This is a genomic window from Mitsuaria sp. GD03876, from assembly GCF_029840635.1.
Classification (GTDB): Bacteria; Pseudomonadota; Gammaproteobacteria; order Burkholderiales; family Burkholderiaceae_C; genus Roseateles.
This window is the reverse complement of record NZ_JAOCCU010000046.1, coordinates 22,456-41,738: the sequence shown is the minus strand read 5'-3', so window position 1 is coordinate 41,738 and position 19,283 is coordinate 22,456. Positions and strand designations below refer to the sequence as shown.

The 19,283-nt window shown below is 70.4% G+C and carries 13 protein-coding genes; all 13 read left to right on the top strand.

What is annotated here, in order from left to right; genetic code table 11:
• The first annotated feature begins 37 nt into the window (after positions 1-37).
• The 13 genes from ugpC to N5D62_RS22935 all read left to right on the top strand — a co-directional run bounded on the left by ugpC (position 38) and on the right by N5D62_RS22935 (position 19,281).
• A complete protein-coding gene (gene ugpC / locus N5D62_RS22995) occupies positions 38-1,171 on the top strand; it encodes a sn-glycerol-3-phosphate ABC transporter ATP-binding protein UgpC (protein WP_279760270.1) in 1,134 nt (377 codons plus the stop codon).
• Complete coding sequence (locus N5D62_RS22990) at positions 1,168-2,067, top strand: sugar ABC transporter permease (protein WP_279760269.1); 900 nt, start codon at positions 1,168-1,170, stop codon at positions 2,065-2,067. The genes ugpC and N5D62_RS22990 overlap by 4 nt, the downstream gene beginning before the upstream one ends.
• Positions 2,064-2,903, top strand: a complete 840-nt coding sequence (locus tag N5D62_RS22985; protein ID WP_279760268.1) for a carbohydrate ABC transporter permease — start codon at positions 2,064-2,066, stop codon at positions 2,901-2,903. Before N5D62_RS22990 ends, N5D62_RS22985 begins: the two co-directional genes overlap by 4 nt.
• Entirely contained in the window at positions 2,900-4,429 is a 1,530-nt protein-coding gene (locus N5D62_RS22980; RefSeq protein WP_279760266.1) for an extracellular solute-binding protein, read from the top strand. The genes N5D62_RS22985 and N5D62_RS22980 overlap by 4 nt, the downstream gene beginning before the upstream one ends.
• A gap of 293 nt (positions 4,430-4,722) precedes the next feature.
• The gene (locus N5D62_RS22975) at positions 4,723-7,497 is read left to right on the top strand and encodes a TonB-dependent receptor (RefSeq protein WP_279760265.1); all 2,775 of its coding nucleotides are present in this window, start codon (positions 4,723-4,725) and stop codon (positions 7,495-7,497) included.
• A gap of 160 nt (positions 7,498-7,657) precedes the next feature.
• Entirely contained in the window at positions 7,658-8,659 is a 1,002-nt protein-coding gene (locus N5D62_RS22970) for an ABC transporter substrate-binding protein (RefSeq protein ID WP_279760263.1), read from the top strand.
• On the top strand, positions 8,659-10,398 hold the full coding sequence (locus N5D62_RS22965; RefSeq protein WP_279760262.1) for a sugar ABC transporter ATP-binding protein: 1,740 nt from the start codon (positions 8,659-8,661) through the stop codon (positions 10,396-10,398). The genes N5D62_RS22970 and N5D62_RS22965 overlap by 1 nt, the downstream gene beginning before the upstream one ends.
• The gene (locus N5D62_RS22960) at positions 10,395-11,513 is read left to right on the top strand and encodes an ABC transporter permease (protein WP_279760261.1); all 1,119 of its coding nucleotides are present in this window, start codon (positions 10,395-10,397) and stop codon (positions 11,511-11,513) included. The genes N5D62_RS22965 and N5D62_RS22960 overlap by 4 nt, the downstream gene beginning before the upstream one ends.
• On the top strand, positions 11,510-12,520 hold the full coding sequence (gene yjfF, locus N5D62_RS22955) for a galactofuranose ABC transporter, permease protein YjfF (RefSeq protein ID WP_279760260.1): 1,011 nt from the start codon (positions 11,510-11,512) through the stop codon (positions 12,518-12,520). Before N5D62_RS22960 ends, yjfF begins: the two co-directional genes overlap by 4 nt.
• A gap of 77 nt (positions 12,521-12,597) precedes the next feature.
• The gene (locus tag N5D62_RS22950) at positions 12,598-14,529 is read left to right on the top strand and encodes a sugar-binding domain-containing protein (RefSeq protein ID WP_279760258.1); all 1,932 of its coding nucleotides are present in this window, start codon (positions 12,598-12,600) and stop codon (positions 14,527-14,529) included.
• Between the two features lie 121 nt (positions 14,530-14,650).
• On the top strand, positions 14,651-16,639 hold the full coding sequence (locus N5D62_RS22945) for an RICIN domain-containing protein (RefSeq protein ID WP_279760256.1): 1,989 nt from the start codon (positions 14,651-14,653) through the stop codon (positions 16,637-16,639).
• A gap of 53 nt (positions 16,640-16,692) precedes the next feature.
• Entirely contained in the window at positions 16,693-17,757 is a 1,065-nt protein-coding gene (locus N5D62_RS22940; protein WP_279760255.1) for a hypothetical protein, read from the top strand.
• A 120-nt stretch (positions 17,758-17,877) separates the two neighbouring features.
• Complete coding sequence (locus N5D62_RS22935; protein ID WP_279760253.1) at positions 17,878-19,281, top strand: glycoside hydrolase family 30 protein; 1,404 nt, start codon at positions 17,878-17,880, stop codon at positions 19,279-19,281.
• The last annotated feature ends 2 nt before the right edge of the window (positions 19,282-19,283 follow it).

The window sequence follows — 19,283 nt, the reverse complement described above, 5'->3', positions numbered from 1 at the left end:
AGAGGCGCCGCGACAGCAGGCGCCCAGCAGGAGACGTATGACTGCGAGCATCACCTTCGCGGGCGTGGCCAAGCGCTATGGGGCCGTCGAGATCATTCCCGACTTCTCGCTCGACATCCGGGCCGGCGAGTTCATCGTGCTGCTCGGCCCGTCGGGCTGCGGCAAGTCCACGCTGCTGCGCATGCTGGCCGGTCTGGAGAGCGTCTCCGGCGGCCGCATCCTGCTCGGCGGCACCGACGTGACCGCGCTGCCGCCCGGCCGCCGCGGCCTGGCGATGGTCTTCCAGCAATACGCGCTCTACCCGCACATGAGCGTGTTCGACAACATGGCCTTCGGCCTGCGCAACCTCGGCATCGCCGATGCCGAGGTCCGCCGCCGCGTCGAGGAAGCCGCGCGGATGCTCGAGCTCGACGCGCTGCTGCAGCGCAAGCCCTCGCAGCTGTCCGGCGGCCAGCGCCAGCGCGTCGCGATCGGCCGCGCGGTCGTCAAGGAGCCCAAGGCCTTCCTGTTCGACGAGCCGCTGTCCAACCTCGACGCCAAGCTGCGCAACCGCACCCGCATCGAGCTGGCCCGGCTGCACAAGCGGCTCGGTGCGACGATGGTCTTCGTCACCCACGACCAGGTCGAGGCGATGACGCTGGCCGACCGCATCGTCGTGCTCAACGGCGGGCGCATCGACCAGGCCGGACCGCCGATGGCGATCTACCAACGCCCGCGCACCCGCTTCGTCGCGGGTTTCGTCGGCAGCCCGGCGATGAACTTCCTGCCGGTCGAGCGGCTGAACGACGAGGGCGGCCGCGTCGCGGTCCGCCTGGCCTCCGGCGCGGCGCTGCGCACGCAGGTGCCGGCGACAGGCCCGCATGCGGCGGCCATGACGGGTCGCCTGGAGATCGGCATCCGCCCCGAGGGCCTGCGCCTGGCCGAGGACGGACCGATCGCCGGCTGCGTCGAGCTGCTGGAGCGCCTGGGCGAGCGCAGCCTCGCGCACATCGGCCTGGGCGACGGCGCCGTCGTCGTCGCCGAGGTGCCGGTGAACCGCTCGTTCGCGATGGGCGAGGCGGTGCGCCTGCGGCCCGACCTCGACCAGCTGCATGTCTTCGACGGCAACGGCCTCGCGCACCACGCGGAGCCGGCGCGCATCGACATCGCCGCCGAAGCGGAGGCGCCATGAGCGCCGCGACGCTGGAGCGCCCGGCGATGGCGGGCCCGGCCTGGGTGGGCTGGGCCTTCGTCGCGCCGTTCGCGGTCTGCTACCTGGGCCTGCTCGCGGCGCCGGTGCTGGAGGGCTTCTGGCTGTCCTTCCACGCGGTGGACCTGCTGACCGGCAAGGGCCAGTTCGTCGGCCTGGCCAACTTCCTGGACCTGGCGCGCGACGAGGTGTTCCTGCGCTGCGCGCTGAACACGGTCTTCTTCGCCGCGATGTGCACGCCGGCCTTCGTCGGCCTGGGCCTGGCGCTGGCGCTGGTGCTGAACCGCCCGGGCCGCGCCGGCGCCTGGCTGCGCGGCATCTTCTTCGCGTCCAACGTGCTGTCGGTGACGGTGGTCACGCTGATCTGGCGCCTGGTGCTGCTGCCCGACCGCGGGCTGCTCAGCCAGGGCCTGGCGGCGATGGGCCTGCCCGACCTCGCGCCGCTGAGCAACGAATCGCTCGCGCTGCCCTTCATCGCGCTGGTGACGCTGTGGTGGGGCATCGGGCTGCCGATGATGCTGATCCTGGCGGCGCTGCAGCAGATCCCGCCCGACCTCTACGAGGCCGCCGCGCTGGACAACGCCAGCCGCTGGCGCAGCTTCCGCTTCATCACGCTGCCGGCGCTGCGCCGCACGCTGGTGATGGTGGCCATCATCCAGGTGATCGGCCAGCTGCAGGTCTTCGGCCAGGCGCAGCTGCTGACCAACGGCGGCCCCAACAACAGCACCCGCACGCTGGTGATGTTCATCTACGAGGCGCTCTTCGACCAATGGGCGCTGGGTTACTCGGCCGCGGCGGCGCAGCTGCTGTTCGTGCTGATGGTGCTGGGCGTGTCCGTCCAGCGCTGGGCCGAACGCCGCGAAGGAGCGTCGTCATGAGCGCTCGCGTCTGGCAGAACGGTCCCTGGGACCGCGTGTTGCTCGGCGCCGCGATCGCGCTGGCGCTGCTGTGGATGCTGCCGCTGGCGTGGGTGCTGACGCTGTCGCTGAAGTCGAACGCGGTGCTGATGGAGCGCACCGACGCGATCCTCACGACGCCGTTCACGCTGCGCAACTACGCCGACATCCTGGCCAACCCGGCGGTGTTCCGCTGGGTGCTCAACAGCTGCGTGGTCGCGCTGGCGCAGACGGCGCTGGTCCTCTTCATCTCGTCGCTGGCCGGCTACGGCTTCGCGCGCTGCGAGTTTCCCGGCCGGCGCGTCGCCTTCGCGCTCGCGCTGGCGGGCCTGGCGGTGCCGGAGCCGGCGGTGGTGATCCCGCTGCACCGGATCTTCGCGGAGCTCGGCCTGCACAACAGCTACGCCGGGCTGATCCTGCCGCGGCTGGCCGCGCCGTTCGGCGTGTTCCTGATGACGCAGTTCTTCAAGGCGATCCCGCGCGAGCTGGAGGAGGCGGCGCTGATGGACAACGCCTCGCGCTGGAAGATCTTCTGGCGCGTGATCCTGCCGCTGACGCTGCCGGCGCAGGCGACGCTGGGCATCTTCAGCTTCCTGGCCGCGTGGAACGACTACCTGTGGCCGCTGATCTCCGCGACCCGTCCCGAGATGTACACGCTGACGCTGGGCCTGGCGGCCACGCAGACCAACTTCGCGCAGTCCGAGGGGCTGGGCTTCCTGATGGCGCAGGCGGTGTTCGCGGCGCTGCCGGTGCTGGTGCTCTACGCCTTCTTCCAGCGGCACATCGTCGCCGCCGTCGCGGGAGGGAAACCGGCATGACGGACCGCCAGTCCCATCACGACGTCCACCACGACGTCCGCCACGACGCTCTCCACCACGCCCGCCGCGCCGCGCCACGCGCCGGACTGCGGGTCGCGCTGCGCCGCGTCGCCACCGCCGCAGCCGCGTTCGGCGCGCTCGCGCTGGCGGGCGCCCCCGCCGCCGCGCAAGGGCAGGGCGGCGAGGTCCACATCACGCTGGCCCGCTTCTTCGGCAGCTGCGACGCCGAGTACGGCCAGGTCACCGACCCGTCCCAGGCCAGCAGCGAGTGCGGGATCATCACCGCGCTCACCAACCGCTTCAACGCCCGCGAGGCCGGCCGCATCCGCGTCGACACGCAGGTGGTCGAGCACTCGGCCTACTACCAGCAGCTGGGCGCGCGCATCGTCGGCGGCGACCTGCCGACCGTGTCGATCATGCATGCCTCGGTGCTGGGCGACTTCGCCAAGCGCGACCTGCTGCAGCCGCTCGAGGACGGCTTCGCCCGCGACGGCGTGCCGGTCGCCGACTTCACGCCGCACGCGCGCCATGGCGTGACGCTGGGCGGCCACGTGGTGGCGCTGCCCTACGACAGCCACGCGATGCTGTGGCACATCAACCTCGGGCTGATGAAGCAGGCCGGGCTGGTCGACGCGAAGGGCCAGGCGAAGCTGCCGGGCTCGGCGCGGGAGCTGCTCGAGCAGGCGCGCGCCTTCAAGCGCGCGACCGGCAAGCCCTACTTCGTCTGGCTGACGCTGAACGACCCCAGCTTCTTCGCCCGCTCGGTGCTGGGGCTGGTGGCGCAGCAAGGCGGCTCGCTGTTCCCGCGCGGGGACCAAGCGATCGACCTGACGACGCCGGCGGTGCGCGAGGCCGTGCAGCTGATGCGCACGATCTACGCCGAGGGGCTGTCCACCCGCCACATGGACTACAGCGCCGCGCTGCAGGGCTTCATGGCCGGCGCCGGCGGCGTGATGCCCAACGGCACCTGGCTGCTGGGCGAGCTCAACGCGCGCGCCGCGCGGCCCGGCAATCCGCTGAGCCGCCAGTACGAGGCGCTGCCGGAGCCGACGCTGTTCCGCCAGCCCGGCACCTGGGCCGACAGCCACACCTGGGTGATGCTGCGCAACCCGCGGCAGACGCTGGCGGAGCGCGAGGCGGGCCTGCGCTTCCTGCGCTTCCTCAACGACGAGAGCCTCGCCTGGGCCCGCACCGGGCAACTGCCCGCGCGGCAGTCGGCGGTCGACAGCGCGGCCTTCAAGGCGCTGCCGATGCGCGCCGCGCTCGGCCCGGTCGCGGCGCACGGCACCGGGCTGCCCGCGACGGTGGCGCGGCAGTCGCGCGTGATGGGGCTGCTGGGCGACACGCTGGCCTCGATCGTGGTCTCCGGCGAGCCGATGGACGCGACGCTCGCCAAGGGCCAGACCCGCATCAACCGGCTGCTGGAGCGCGAGTCGCGCTTCATGGGCGCCGCTCCGGGCGGCCCCTCGACCCACGCGGACGTGGCGCCGACGGCACAAGCCGCCGTCTCTCATGGTTTGCGCTAGGTTTATAACGAATTAATTTGTGAATAATCAGAAAAACCGGATGCCAAGGTCCTGAAAGTCCGTCGCGGGTCAGCCCGCCGACGGTGGCATCCGAGGACGGTTATCCACGGCTCACCGTGGAACCGGCCCGGCGGAGAACCCGCCGCGCCGGGGCGGCGGCAGGCACGCGACGGGTGCCGGCGGACGCCGAATCTCGCCGAATATTGCAAGAAAAGTTGTTTGTATTAAAACCCGGCCCGAGCCGGGCGCGGTCCCCCGACCGGTGCCCGGCGACGAGGCCCCTGGAGACAACAATGACTCGACTCCCTCATTCCCTCCGGCTCTCGCCGATCTCGGCCGCGGCGTGCCTGACGCTGTGCCTGGCCGGACAGCAGGTCCTGGCGCAGACCGCGCCGCAGGCGCCCCAGGCGCCGGACACCGCGGCCTCGGGCGCCGCGGGCACCAAGCTGGAACAGGTGGTCATCGTCGGCCAGCGCGCGAGCCGCGCGGCGGCGGTGCAGACCAAGCGCGACGCCGACCAGGTCGTCGAATCGATCGTCGCCGACGACATCGGCAAGTTCCCCGACAACACGGTGGCCGAGGCGCTGCAGCGCGTGCCCGGCATCCAGACCGTCGTCAACTTCAACAACGAGATCGTGAACCCGCTGATCCGCGGCATCGGCGACATCATCACGACCGTCGACGGCCGCGAGATGTTCACCGGCGTGGGCCGCGGCTTCGCGTTCCAGGACCTGCCGGCGGAGGCGATCTCCCGCGCCGACGTCTACAAGTCCGCCGGCGCCAACCTGGTCGAAGGCGGCGTGGCCGGTGCGATCGACCTGAAGCTGCGCAAGCCGCTGGAGTTCGCCAAGGGCCTGACGCTGGTGGTCAACGGCCGCGCGAGCCAGGGCGACTATGCCGACAAGATCAGCTCCAAGCTGGGCGTGCTCGGCTCCTACCGCACCAACACGCCGGCGGGCGAGATGGGCGGCCTGATCGACATCTCCTACGCCGACCACAAGTTCAACCGGCCGATCTCGTTCAACTGCGATCCGCGCTCGGGCACCAACGGCCCGCCGGGAGCGCCCGGCATCGTGCTGCCGACCTGCGTCGGCGGCCTGACCGACACCGGCAACTACCAGCGCCCGCAGGTCAACGCATCCTTCCAGTGGCGTCCGAACCAGGAAAACGAGTTCTACGTCGACGGCCTGTACGCGGGCTATCGCGCGAAGTTCGCGACCTTCTTCATCTTCTCGGACATCTTCGCGGCGCAGAACATCACCAACCCGAAGGCCAGTACCGACTGCTTCGACGCGCACGTCGACGGCGCCGGTTTCCTCGGCCCGTCGGGCCAGCCGATCCAGCGGCTGTGCAACGGCATCTCGGCGACCTTCAACAACGTGCCGGGCCTGACCAGCACGCAGGCCAAGACCAGCGCGACCGACCAGCGCGTGCTCGCCGGCGGCTGGAAGTACAACTCGGGTCCGCTGTCGATGAACCTCGACGTGTCGCGGATGGAGTCGTCCAACAGCAACCGCAACATCATCGTCGACATCGGCAAGCAGATCAGCCAGGTCGACATCGTGATCAACAACGGCGGCTACGGCACGACCAACATGCCGGGCAACCCGCTGGGCCAGGCCACGGACTTCCGCTTCGCCAACTCGCTGTTCCAGGACATCAACCGCGCCAAGTCCAAGCAGGACGCGGTGGCGCTGAGCGGCAACTACGAGCTCAACGGCTTCATCACCTCGGTGGACTTCGGCGCCCGCGTCACCAAGCGCGAATCGCACTGGCGCGCCAACGCGCCCGGCGGCCCGAACGCCCCCGGCGGCAACCGCAACACGCTGGTGAGCTCGGCCACGCAGCTGCCCAGCAACTTCCTGATCCAGGCGCCCAACTGCATCCCGCAGATCAACGGCTGCTCGCCGTGGATGACGCCCAATCCGGACTACCTGCGCGACAACACCGACGTGCTGCGCGCGCTGTACGGCGGCGCGCTCGGCGACCCGGCCTACGACCCGCTCAACAACTACGACTCCGACGAGAAGACCTACGCCGCCTACGTGCAGCCGCACTACGAAACCAAGGTCGGCGGCATGCGCCTGGACGGCGTGATCGGCGGCCGCTTCGTGCGGATGGAACGCGACATCAGCGGCGCGGGCCGGGTCAACGACGTGATCACGCCGCAGAGCGCGTCGTCGTCGACCTCGCGCTTCCTGCCCAACGCCAGCGCCAAGCTGGAGGTCGCGCCCAACCTGCTGGTGCGGGCCACCGCCGGCATGACGATGTCGCGCCCGGCGCTGGGCGACCTGAACCCGTCGCTGACCTACTCGATCCCGACCAACGCCAACATCCGCCCCAGCGGCAGCGGCGGCAACTCGCAGCTGAAGGACCAGACCAGCACGGCCTACGACCTGTCGGTGGAGAAGTACTTCGGCAAGGGCAGCTACCTGCAGGCAGCCGTCTACTACCGCACGCTGAAGAACCGCGTCGTGCGCAGCACCGCGCCGGAGGTGATCGACGGCGTCGAGTACGACATCAGCCGTCCGCGCAACCTGGGCAAGGCCACGCTGAAGGGCCTGGAGCTGAGCGGCCAGTACTTCCTGGACTTCCTGCCGGGCGCGTTCAACGGGCTGGGCGTCTTCGGCAACTACACGCTGGCCGACAGCAAGGTCAACACCAAGACCGACCCGCTGTACAACAAGCCGCTGCTGGGCGTGTCCAAGCACAGCTTCAACGCCGGGCTGCTGTACGAGAAGTACGGCATCACCAGCCGGCTGACCTACACCTGGCGCAGCAAGTTCAACGAAGGCTCGTTCGGCTGCCTGCTGGCCCCGTCGACGGAGAACAACATGCCGGTCGCCGCCTGCGATCCGGGCGTGCCGCCGACCTACAACCGGGTCAAGGACTACGGCCGGCTGGACTTCGCGATCGGCTACGCGTTCAACGAGAAGCTGAGCGTGAGCTTCAACGCCAACAACCTGACCGGGTCCAAGTACTACAGCTACTTCCAGAACGAGAGCTTCCCGCACGACATCCGGTCGGACGACAAGTTCTACGGCCTGAGCTTCAACGCGAAGTACTGACCCCCGGACCGGACCGCCCCGCGACGTGAGCCGCGGGCGCGGCCGGTGACCCGCTCCGTCGCGGCGCCTTCGGGGGCGCCGCGTTCCCAGGCGATCCTTGTCCGCGCGCTCCCCGGAGCGCGCGGCGGGGCGCCCCTTTTTCTTCGTTCAAGGAGTCCCCATGCGTCAGGCTCGTCCGGCTGCACGCCGCCGTCTCGTCCTCGGTGCCCTGTCGACCGCTTCGATCGCCGCGCTCGGCGGCCTGGGCCTCGTGCCCGGCGCGATGGCGGCCGACAAGAAGATCGTCCTCGGCTTCTCCCAGATCGGCGCCGAATCGGAATGGCGCACCGCCAACTCGGCCTCGATCAAGTCCGCGGCCAAGGAGGCCGGCATCGAGCTCAAATTCGCCGACGCGCAGCAGAAGCAGGAGAACCAGATCAAGGCGCTGCGCGCGTTCATCGCGCAGAAGGTCGACGTGATCGCGCTGTCGCCGGTGGTGGAGACCGGCTGGGGCACGGTGCTGCGCGAGGCCAAGGCCGCCGGCATCCCGGTGATCCTGACCGACCGCACGGTGCAGGAAACCGACCAGAGCCTGTGGGTGACCTTCATGGGCTCGGACTTCGTCGAGGAAGGCCGGCGCGCGGCGCGCTGGCTGGTGGACAACGTCAAGTCCCGCCCGGCAGGCAAGGAGATCCGCATCGTCGAGCTGCAGGGCACCGTCGGCGCGGCGCCGGCGCTGGACCGCAAGAAGGGCTTCGAGGAAGGCATCAAGGCCGACGCGCGGCTCAAGATCGTCCGCTCGCAGACCGGCGACTTCAACCGCGCCAAGGGCAAGGAGGTCATGGAGGCCTTCCTGAAGGCCGAGGGCCGCCACATCGACGTGCTGTACGCGCATAACGACGACATGGCGATCGGCGCGATCCAGGCGATCGAGGAGGCCGGGCTCAAGCCGGCCAAGGACATCCTGGTCATCTCCATCGACGGCGTGAAGGGCGCGTTCCAGGCGATGGTCGCGGGCAAGCTCAACGTGACCGTGGAGTGCAGCCCGCTGCTGGGGCCGCAGCTGATGCAGACGGTGAAGGACCTGAAGGCCGGCAAGACCGTGCCGCGGCGCATCGTGACCGAGGAAGGCGTGTTCCCCGCCGAAGTCGCCGCCAGGGAACTGCCCAAGCGGAAATACTGATGGCGGGATCGACCGTCGAGTCCGGCCCGCCGCCCGTGCTGGTGGCGCGCGGCGTCGCGAAGGCCTTCCGCGGCGTGCCCGCGCTGGCCGGCGCGGGGCTGACGATGCGCGCCGGCGAGGTGCAGGTGCTGATGGGGCAGAACGGCGCGGGGAAATCCACGCTGATCAAGATCCTCACCGGCGTGCAGGACCGGGACGCGGGGGAGATCGTGCTCGACGGCACGGCCTTCGCGGCCCGCTCGCCGCTGGAAGCGCAGCGGGCCGGGATCGCGGTCGTGCATCAGGAGGTGCAGCTCTGTCCGAATCTCTCGGTCGCGGAGAACGTCCTCGCCGGAAGATTCCCGCGGCGGTGGGGCGGGGTGGCGATCGACTGGCCGCGCGTGCGGGAAGAAGCCGCCAGGGCGCTCGGCCGGCTCGGCATCGCGGCGGACGTCCGGCGGCCCCTCGGGGACTACCCCGTCGCCGTCCAGCAAATGATCGCCATCGCCCGCGCGCTCCATCAACGCGCCCGGGTGCTCATCCTCGATGAACCGACCTCGTCGCTCGACGAGGCGGAAACGGCACGGCTGCTCGCCATGGTCCGCCAGCTCCGGGGCGAAGGCGTCGCGGTGCTGCTCGTCACCCACTTCCTCGACCAGGCCTACGCGGTCGCGGACCGGTTCACGGTGCTGAGGAACGGCGAACTCGTCGGGGAATACCTCGCCTCCGAATTGCCGCGCATGGCGCTCGTGGGGCTCATGTTGGGGCGGGCTTTCACCGCCACCGCCACCGCTACCGCCACCGCCACCGCTGCCATCGCTTCCGCCACCGAGCGCGAGGCAGAGGGTTCCGGTGGCCCCGCTCAGTCAGGCGTGTCGCAGGCTCCACATTCCTTCGCAAGGCCACCGGAACCCTCCGCCTCCACCACCCACAAGCCCTTCGACGAAAAAGCAGGCGGTGCGGTGAGTACCTCGTTGCTCGAGGCTCGTCACCTCGGCCGTCGCGGCGCCGTCGACGACATCTCGCTGCACGTTCGGGCCGGCGAAGTCCTCGGACTCGCCGGATTGCTCGGCGCCGGACGCACCGAGACCGCTCGTCTCTTGTTCGGCGCCGATCGCGCCGATGCCGGCGAGATCCGCGTCGACGGCACCAGCGTCCGCCTGCGCGGTCCGCGCGACGCCGTGCGCGCCGGCATGGCCTTCTGTCCCGAGGAACGCAAGGTCGACGGCATCGTGGCCGAACTGTCCGTCCGCGAGAACATCGTCCTCGCCCTGCAGGCGCGGCGCGGCATCCTCCGCACCCTCTCGGCCACCGCCCAACGCGCACTGGCCGATCGCTTCATCACCCAACTCGGCATCAAGACCGCCGACGCGGAAACCCCCATCGGACTGCTCTCCGGCGGCAATCAGCAAAAGGCCATCCTCGCCCGCTGGCTCGCCACCGAGCCGCGCCTGCTGATCCTCGACGAACCCACCCGCGGCATCGACATCGCCGCCAAGCAAGACCTGATGGACCAGGTGCTGACGCTGTGCCGCCAGGGTATGGCCTTGATCTTCATTTCCTCCGAACTCCCCGAGGTGCTGCGCGCCAGCGACCGCGTCACCGTGCTGCGCGAGCGCCGCCAGGTCGCCGACCTCGAGGCCCGCGGCCTGGACGAGCACCGCCTGCTCCACGTGATGGCCGGCGCGCAGCCCGCCGCCGGCCCGAACGACGCGGCCGGCGCGCCGGTTACTTCCCGCTTGCCGGAGACCCTGCCATGAGCGCCGCGCGCATCCCCCGCGCCACCGCCGGCGACAAGTCCGCGCGAGCGGTCCGCCGTCGCGCCGACCACCATGCCGGCGCGCGGCATGCGGCCTACGTGCTGCTCGCGCTGTGGGCGCTGAACGCCATCCTGAATCCGCAGTTCCTCAGCCTGCGCTGGCAGGACGGCCACGCCTACGGTCCGCTGATCGACATCCTGAACCGCGCCGCGCCGCTGATGGTCGTCGCGATGGGCATGACGCTGGTGATCGCGGTGCGCGGCATCGACATCTCCGTCGGCGCGGTCGTCGCGATCGCGGCGGCCGTCGCGGCGTCGCTGGTGACGCGCGAGGGCGCGTCGATGCCGATGACGACCGCCATCCTCGGCGCGCTCGGCGCCGCGGCGGTGTGCGGCCTGTTCAACGGCCTGCTGGTCGTCGCCGGCGGCATCCAGCCGATCATCGCCACGCTGATCCTGATGGTCGCCGGCCGCGGCATCGCGCAGCTGATCACCGACGGCCAGATCATCACGATCTACCACGACCCCTACTTCTTCCTTGGCAGCGGCTTCCTGCTGGGCCTGCCGTTTGCGCCCTGGCTGGCCTTCGGCGTCGCGGCGCTGTTCGGGCTGCTGAAGCACCGGACCGCGCTCGGCCTGTTCGTGCAGGCCAGCGGCGCGAATCCCGCCGCCGCGCGCCTGGCCGGCGTGCAGGCCGCGGGGCTGCTGCTGGCGCTGTACATCGCCTGCGGCCTGTGCGCCGGCGTGGCCGGGCTGATGATCAGCGCCAACATCAAGAGCGCCGACGCCAACAACGCCGGCCTGCTGCTGGAGCTCGACGCGATCCTGGCGGTGGCGCTCGGCGGCACGTCGCTGCTGGGCGGCCGCTTCAGCCTGCGCGGCAGCCTGCTGGGCGCGCTGATCATCCAGACGCTCACCACCAGCATCTACGCGCTGGGCATCGCGCCCGAGGTGACGCTGGTGGTGAAGGCCGCCGTCGTCTTCGCGGTGTCGATCAGCCAGGCGCCGGTGTGGCGCGGATGGCGCGAGCGCTGGCAGCGCCGACGCGCCGTGTCGACCTCGACATCGACCCTCGCCGACTCGAAGCCGGCCCCCTCCGAAGGAGGCCCGCGATGAGCGCGCGTCCCGTCCCCGCCTTCTCGTGGTCGACGCTGGTGCATGCGCGCGACCTGCCCAGCTGGGCCTCGGTGCTGCTGCTGGTGGTCGCGGCGCTCGGCGGCGCGGCCGCCTATCCGGGCCTGCTGTCCAGCCAGGTGCTGCTGAACCTGCTGATCGACAACGCCTTCCTGCTGGTGGTCGCCGTCGGCATGAGCTTCGTGATCCTGTCCGGCGGCATCGACCTGTCCGTAGGGTCGGTCGTCGCGCTGACGACGATGCTGCTGGCGCTGGGCGTCGAGCGCGCCCACCTGTCGCCGCTGGTGCTGATCCCGCTGCTGCTGCTCGGCGGCGCCGCCTTCGGCGCGCTGATGGGCGCGGTGATCCATGTCTTCGCGATCCCGCCGTTCATCGTGACGCTGGCCGGCCTGTTCCTGGCGCGCGGCCTGTGCTACCTGCTGAGCCTGGACTCGATCCCGATCGCCGACCCCACGCTGACCGCGTGGTCGCAAGCCCGCTGGTCGCTGGGCCCGCTCGGCGAGATCACGCCGGGCGCCGTCTGCGCGCTGGCCGTGCTGGCGCTCGCGGTGGCGGTGTCGCGGTCGACGCCGTTCGGTCGCGCGGTCTTCGCGCTCGGCGGCCAGGAGACCTCCGCGCGGCTGATGGGCCTGCCGGTGGCCGCGACCCGCATCGGCGTCTACGCCGTCAGCGGCGGCTGCGCCGCCCTGGGCGGCGTGCTGTTCGGCATCTACACGCTGTCCGGCTACGGGCTGCATGCGCAAGGGCTGGAGCTGGATGCGATCGCCGCCGTCGTCATCGGCGGCGCGCTGCTCAGCGGCGGCACCGGCCACGTGCTGGGCGCGCTGACCGGCGTGCTGATGCTGGGCCTGATCCAGACGCTGATCCTGTTCGACGGCACCTTGAGCTCGTGGTGGACCCGCATCGTCATCGGCGCGCTGCTGGGCCTGTTCTGCGGCCTGCAGCGCGTGATGGTGCTGTGGCACGGTCGCCCGTCGCGACGACCCTGACCCGGGCGCCCGGCCGCGGCCCGTCGCCGCCGCGGCCATCGCCCGTCCCTTCATCGGAACAACGAGGAACCCGATCGATGTCATCGAAGTTTTCCGCCCTGAACGCCGCGGCCTGCGTCGCGGCCGCCGCGCTGTCGGCCCTGATCGCGCCGGCCTCGGCGCAGCCCGCGCAGGACGCGCAAGCAGTCGTCGCGCCGCAGCCCCACGCGCGGCTGACCACGCCCTGGTTCGACGAGGCGATGAAGGCGCCCGTGCCCCTGCCCGAGTACCCACGCCCGCAACTGGTCCGCGCCGACTGGCTCAACCTGAACGGCCAGTGGGACTACTGGGGCGGCAAGTCCGCGCCGGATGCCCGCGTGCCGCCGGCCTCGGCGCCGCGCTTCCCCGCGACGCCCGAGCGCGTGCGCGTCCCCTATCCGGTGGAATCGGCGTTGTCCGGCATCGAGCGGCTCGGCGAACTGAACCTCTGGTATCGCCGGAGCTTCGACCTGCCCGCCGCCTGGGCCGGCCGCCGCGTGCGGATCAACTTCGGCGCGGTCGACCGCCTCGCGACGGTCTACGTCAACGGCACGCGCGTCGGCCAGCACGAGGGCGGCTACACGTCCTTCAGCTTCGACATCACGCCGATGCTCAAGGCCGGACGCAACGAGGTGGTCGTCGCCGCCTTCGACCCCAGCACCAACGACGGCACGCTCGGCAAGCAGTCGCTGAAGCCGGGCGGCATCTTCTACACGCCGAGTTCCGGCATCTGGCAGACGGTCTGGCTGGAGCCGGTCGGCCCCGCGCATGTCGCCCGGCTGGACGCGACGCCGGTCGTCGGCGAGCAGCGGCTGGCGCTGACGGTCCGCACCGGCGCGGCCGGCAAGGGCGCGCCGTCCGCGAAGGGAGAGAAGGGCGAGACCGGCGGGAAGGGCCTGCAAGTCGAAGCCGTCGCGCTGAAGGACGGCCAGGTGGTGGGCCGCGTCACCGGCGCCGCCGATCGCGCGCTGTCGCTGCCGGTGCCCCAGCCGCGGCTGTGGTCGCCGGACGACCCCTTCCTGTACGACCTGAAGGTCACGCTGCGCCGCGACGGCAAGGTCGTGGACCGCGTCGACAGCTACTTCGGCATGCGCAGCATCGAGGTGGGCATGGTCGACGGCGTGCCGCGCCCGATGCTCAACGGCAAGTTCGTGTTCCAGTTCGGCCCGCTGGACCAGGGCTTCTGGCCCGACGGCCTCTACACCGCGCCGACCGACGCGGCCTTGCGCTTCGACCTGGAGGAGACCAAGAAGCTGGGCTTCAACATGGTCCGCAAGCACATCAAGGTGGAGCCGGCGCGCTGGTTCCACTACGCGGACAAGCTGGGCCTGCTGGTGTGGCAGGACATGCCGCAGGCCTGGGACGCCGAGACCGACAAGGCGGTGCGCGCGAAGACCGAGGTCGAGTGGCGCGAGATCGTCGACCAGCTGCGCTCGACGACGTCGATCGTGACCTGGGTGATCTTCAACGAGTCGTGGGGCGACTTCGAACACCGCCGCATGGCCGCGCAGTTCCGAGCGATGGACCCGACGCGGCTGATCAACGCGCACTCCGGCATCAACTTCGCGCCGCACGACGAGGGCGGCGGCGACCTGATCGACCTGCACGACTACCCCGGCCCCGCGGTGCCCAAGTACCAGCCGTGGCGCATCGCCGTGCTGGGCGAGTACGGCGGCAACAGCCTGAAGGTGCCCGGCCACATGTACCGGCCGGAGTCCAAGTGCTGCTACCACCTGTACGAGACCCCGCAGGCGATCAATGACGCCTACGTGGCGCAGGTCGACAAGCTGCGCGGCTTCCGCATCGACAAGGGGCTGAGCGCCGCGATCTACACCGAGACGACGGACGTGGAGGAGGAGCTCAACGGCTTCTTCACCTACGACCGCCGCGTGCGCAAGCTCGACTTCGAGCGCGTGGCCAAGGCCAACAAGGCGCTGGTGGACGGCGTGCCGCCGCCGCCCGCGCCGCCGGCCCCCGCGGCCTCCCGCTGAGCGGGAACGACCCGACCCGGAGGCGGACGCAGAGCCGCCCCATTCCCTGACCGGCGCCGCTTGCCAACGCCGATCGACGACGACAGCACGCGGCCCCGTGGGCCGCCCTTAGGAGACACGCATGAGCAAGTTCGCTTGGAGTGGGTGGCGCTGGCTGCTCGCGATGATGGTGGCGGCGACGGCCTGGATGGGCCTGTCGGCGCACGCCGCGGAGACGGTCCTGGGCAACCAGGACAGCTTCTATCCGCGGATGATCCGGCTGGCCGCCAGCGGCGGCGCCAACGGACGCCTGCTGGCGTCCTACGACCTCGGCGGCAGCCAGTCGCTGATCTACGAGAGCACCAACCAGGGCGCGACCTGGGCGCAGGTGGGCAGCGTCACCGTGCCGGAGCCCTGGCACTGCTGCAGCGCGCTGTGGGAGGTGCCGCAGCAACTCGGCTCGACCGCGCCCGGCACGCTGTTCTGGGCGACGACGACGCGCAACGGCAGCGCGTACCAGATCCGCATCTACCGCAGCACCGACGTGGGCCGCAGCTGGACCTCGCACGCGATCGCGGTGACCGGCGGCACCGGCACCTGGGAACCGGAGTTCTCGGTGGATAGCGCCGGTCGGCTGCTGATGTTCTATTCGAGCGAGGAGTACAAGTCGGGCGGCTTCAACCAGCTGATCGCGCACCGGGTCTCGACCGACGGCGGCGTGAGCTGGAGCGGCGACACGATCGACGTGGGCATCAGCGACAACGGCGACCTGCGCCCCGGCATGCCGATCGTGCGCAAGCTGCCCAACGGCAGCTACGTGATGAGCTACGAGATCTGCGGCTCGCGCAGCTGCGACGTGTACATCCGCGGCTCGTCCAACGGCAGCGGCTGGGGCACCGCGAGCAACATGGGCACGCGCGTCGAGTCGACGGCCGGCAACCACTTCTCGCACGCGCCGACGGTGTCGTGGATGAATGACGGCAGCCCGCAGGGCCGGCTGCTGCTGATCGGCCAGATCGTGGGCCGCAACGCCGGCAACGCGATCAACGACGACGTCAACGGCCGCATCTACATGGTCAACACCAACGGCGGCACCGGCGCCTGGACCGAGGCCGCGGCCCCGCTGGTGACGCCGAACTTCGGCACCGATCCCTGCTCCAACTACAGCAGCCAGCTGCTGCCGTCGGCGGACGGGACCCGCGTGCTGCAGATGGCCAACATCGCCTGCCGCGTGCAGTTCGCCAGCGCGCCGCTGAACCACCCAGTCGCCGACGGCGTGTACCGCCTCGTGGCCAAGCACAGCGGCCAGGTGCTGGACGTGAGCGGCTGTTCGACGGCCGTGGGCACGCAGATCGAGCAGTGGAGCTGGATCGGCGGCGACTGCCAGCGCTGGCGCGTGACCAACACCGGCAACGGCGACTACACGCTGACGGCGCAGCACAGCGGGCAGGGGCTGGACGTGGACGGCTGCTCCACCGCCACCGGCGGCAAGGTGCAGACCTGGACGGTGGCCGACAACAACTGCCAGAAGTGGCGGATCGAGCCGGTCGGCGACGGCTACTACCGCGTCATCAACAAGAACAGCAACCTGGTGCTGGACGTGGACGGCTGCTCGACGACGGCCGGGACCAAGGTGCAGCAGTGGACCTGGCTGGGCGGCGACTGCCAGCGCTGGAAGTTCGAGCGCGTCAGCCCCAACACCGTCGCCAACGGCACCTACAAGGTGATCGCCAAGCACAGCGCGCAGGCGCTCGACGTGGCGGGCTGCTCGACCGCCGCCGGCGCCCTGGTGCAGCAGTGGCCGTACAGCGGCGCCAACTGCCAGCGCTGGAACGTCACGGCGACGTCCGACGGCTTCTTCGAGCTGACCTCGGTCAACAGCGGCCTGAAGCTGGAGGTGCAGGACGCCTCGCTGGCGATGGGCGCGCAGGTGCGGCAGTGGACCTCGAACAACGCGGGCACGCAGCGCTGGGGCATCGAGAACGTCGGCGCCGGCTACTGGCGCTTCGTCAACAAGAACAGCGGCCGCGTGCTCGACGTGGACGCGTGCGCGACGACCAACGGCGCCAAGGTCCAGCAATGGGAATGGCTGGGGGGCGACTGCCAGCGGTGGGCGATCTCGGCGCCCTGAGCGGTCGCTGAGCGGTCGGGATCGATTCAGCAGCGCATTCAAGGAGACCAACGATGAGAAGCATCCGGGCGCTCGCGGGCGCGATCCTGACCCTGGCGGCGATGGCCGCTTCCGGCAACGCCGCCGCGCAGGCCGCGCCCGCGGCCAATCCGGCGCACCCGGCCGGGCCGCCCAGCGCGGCCGCGCTCGCCCGGACCGGCCCCGAGGCCTACCTCTTCGCCCACATGACCGACGCGCGCTACGGCGTGCTGCACTACGCGGTCAGCCTGGACGGGCTGCACTGGACGAAGCTCAACGGCGGCAAGGCGGTGAACGAGGAGTACCACGGCCATCCGTCGATCGCGCAGGGGCCGGACGGCCGCTTCTACCTGGTCGGCAACAAGAGCGACGACGATCCGGACATCCGCTTCTGGGTCTCCGACGACCTGGTCCGCTGGCAGGCCTTCGGCACCTACCGGCCCGACCTGTCCCAGGTCGCCGGGCTGCCCAACGCGATGCAGCGCATCGGCGCGCCCAAGCTCTACTTCGACAAGCCGTCGAACCAGTTCATCGTGCTGTGGCATACCGCCACGGTGCCTGGCGTGCCGGAGGACCCGGAGCGCTACTGGTCGAGCCAGCGCACGCTCTACGCGCTGTCGCCGGACCTGCGGCGCTTCGACGCGCCGCCCAAGCGGCTGTTCCCGTGGGAGATCGCGACGATCGACACCTTCCTGATCGCGAATCCGGAAGGCGGCTACTGCGCCGTCATCAAGGACGAGCGCTATCCGTCGTACATCTGGACCACCGGCAAGACGATCCGCATGAGCTGCGCAAAGGAGCTGCTCGGCCCCTATCCGGAGCCCGGCCCCGCGCTGAGCCCGGCCTTCCGCGAGGCACCGACGCTGGTGCGGGCGCCCAATGGCATCGACTGGTACCTGTACTACGAGCAGTACGCGGGCACGAGCTATGGCTTGTCGATGGCGCCGCGGCTCGAAGGGCCGTGGGTCGAGGTCTGGGGCAACTCGCGCCGCAAGGAATGGGACCGCTTCGAGATGCCGGCCCAGCTGCGGCACGGGTCGATGATGCCGATCACGAAGGCGCAGTACGACGTGCTGCGCAAGGCTTTCCCCGAGAAGTGACCGGCGACGGGCCCTCACCGGGCCCGCCTCCGGACCATCCCTGAATTGACCGTCTCCCGCTCTGCCTCTATGCTCGAGTCTTGAAAGCGCTTTCAAGCGCCGTAACGACAAGGGCATTCCATGACGGAGACAACTCGGGCGGACGCGGGCGCGTCCTTGCGATGGACGCTGTCCGCGAAGGGCGCGGACCTGGCCACGTCGACGCGGCTGGCCGCGCAGCCGGACCTGGCGCTGCGGCCGGTCGCGCAACTGATGGCCGATGCCGCCATCGCCGGCATGCCCAAGCTGGTGGTCAACAGCGCCCGGCGCTTCCAGCGCATCGAGGGCTTTGGTGGCGCCTTCACCGAAGCCGCCGCGACCACCTGGCAGAAGCTCCCGCCCGCCGAGGCCAACGCGCTGCTGCACGCCTACTTCGACGTGACCGCGGGCCACGGCTACACCTTCAACCGCGTGCACATGAACAGCTGCGACTTCTCGCTGGGCAACTACGCCCACGCGGAAGTCCCTGGCGACGAGGCGCTCCAGCACTTCAACATCGACCGCGACCGCCGCGCGCTGCTGCCGATGATCAAGGCGGCGATGAAAGTCGCGCCGGGGCCGATGAAGCTGCTGGTCTCCCCGTGGAGTCCGCCCGCGTGGATGAAGTCCAACGGCGAGATGAACAACGGCGGCAAGCTGTTGCCGCAGTACGCCAAGGCCTGGGCGCAGTGCTTCGTGAAGTTCATCCAGGCCTACGAGGCCGAGGGCGTGCCCATCTGGGGCGTGTCCGTGCAGAACGAGCCGGACGCGGTGCAGCGCTGGGACTCCTGCGTCTACAGCGCCGAGGAGGAACGCGACTTCGTCCGCGACCATCTCGGTCCCGCGCTGCACGCGGCCGGGCTGCAGCGCATCAAGGTCGTGGTCTGGGACCACAACCGCGACCAGATGGTCCAGCGCGCGGACGTCGTGTACTCCGATCCCGAGGCGTCGAAGTACGTCTGGGGCTGCGGCTTCCACTGGTATGTCGAGGACCACTTCGACCACGTCGGCCTGCTGCATGACGCCTATCCGGACAAGCAGCTGCTGTTCACCGAGGGCTGCCAGGAGGGCGGACCGCACATCGGCTCGTGGAACACCGGCGAGCGCTACGCGCGCAGCATCATCAACGACCTGAACCGCTGGACGGTGGGCTGGATCGACTGGAACCTGCTGCTCGACGAGACCGGCGGACCGAACCACGTCGGCAACCTGTGCAGCGCGCCGATGCTGGCGGACCGCGAGCACAACCGGCTGATGCCGCAGAGCTCCTACGACTACCTCGGTCACTTCAGCCGCTTCATCAAGCCCGGCGCGCACCGCGTGCTGTGCTCGGCGAGCAGCCAGGACCTCGAGTGCACCGCGGCGGTCAACGAGGACGGCGGCATCGCCGTCGTCGTGATGAACCGCGGCGAGCGCGAGCACCGTTTCACGCTGCGCATCGACGGCCAGGCCGGCGTGGCGTCGCTGCCGGCGCGCGCGATCGCGACCTTCGTGTTGCCGCGCTGAGG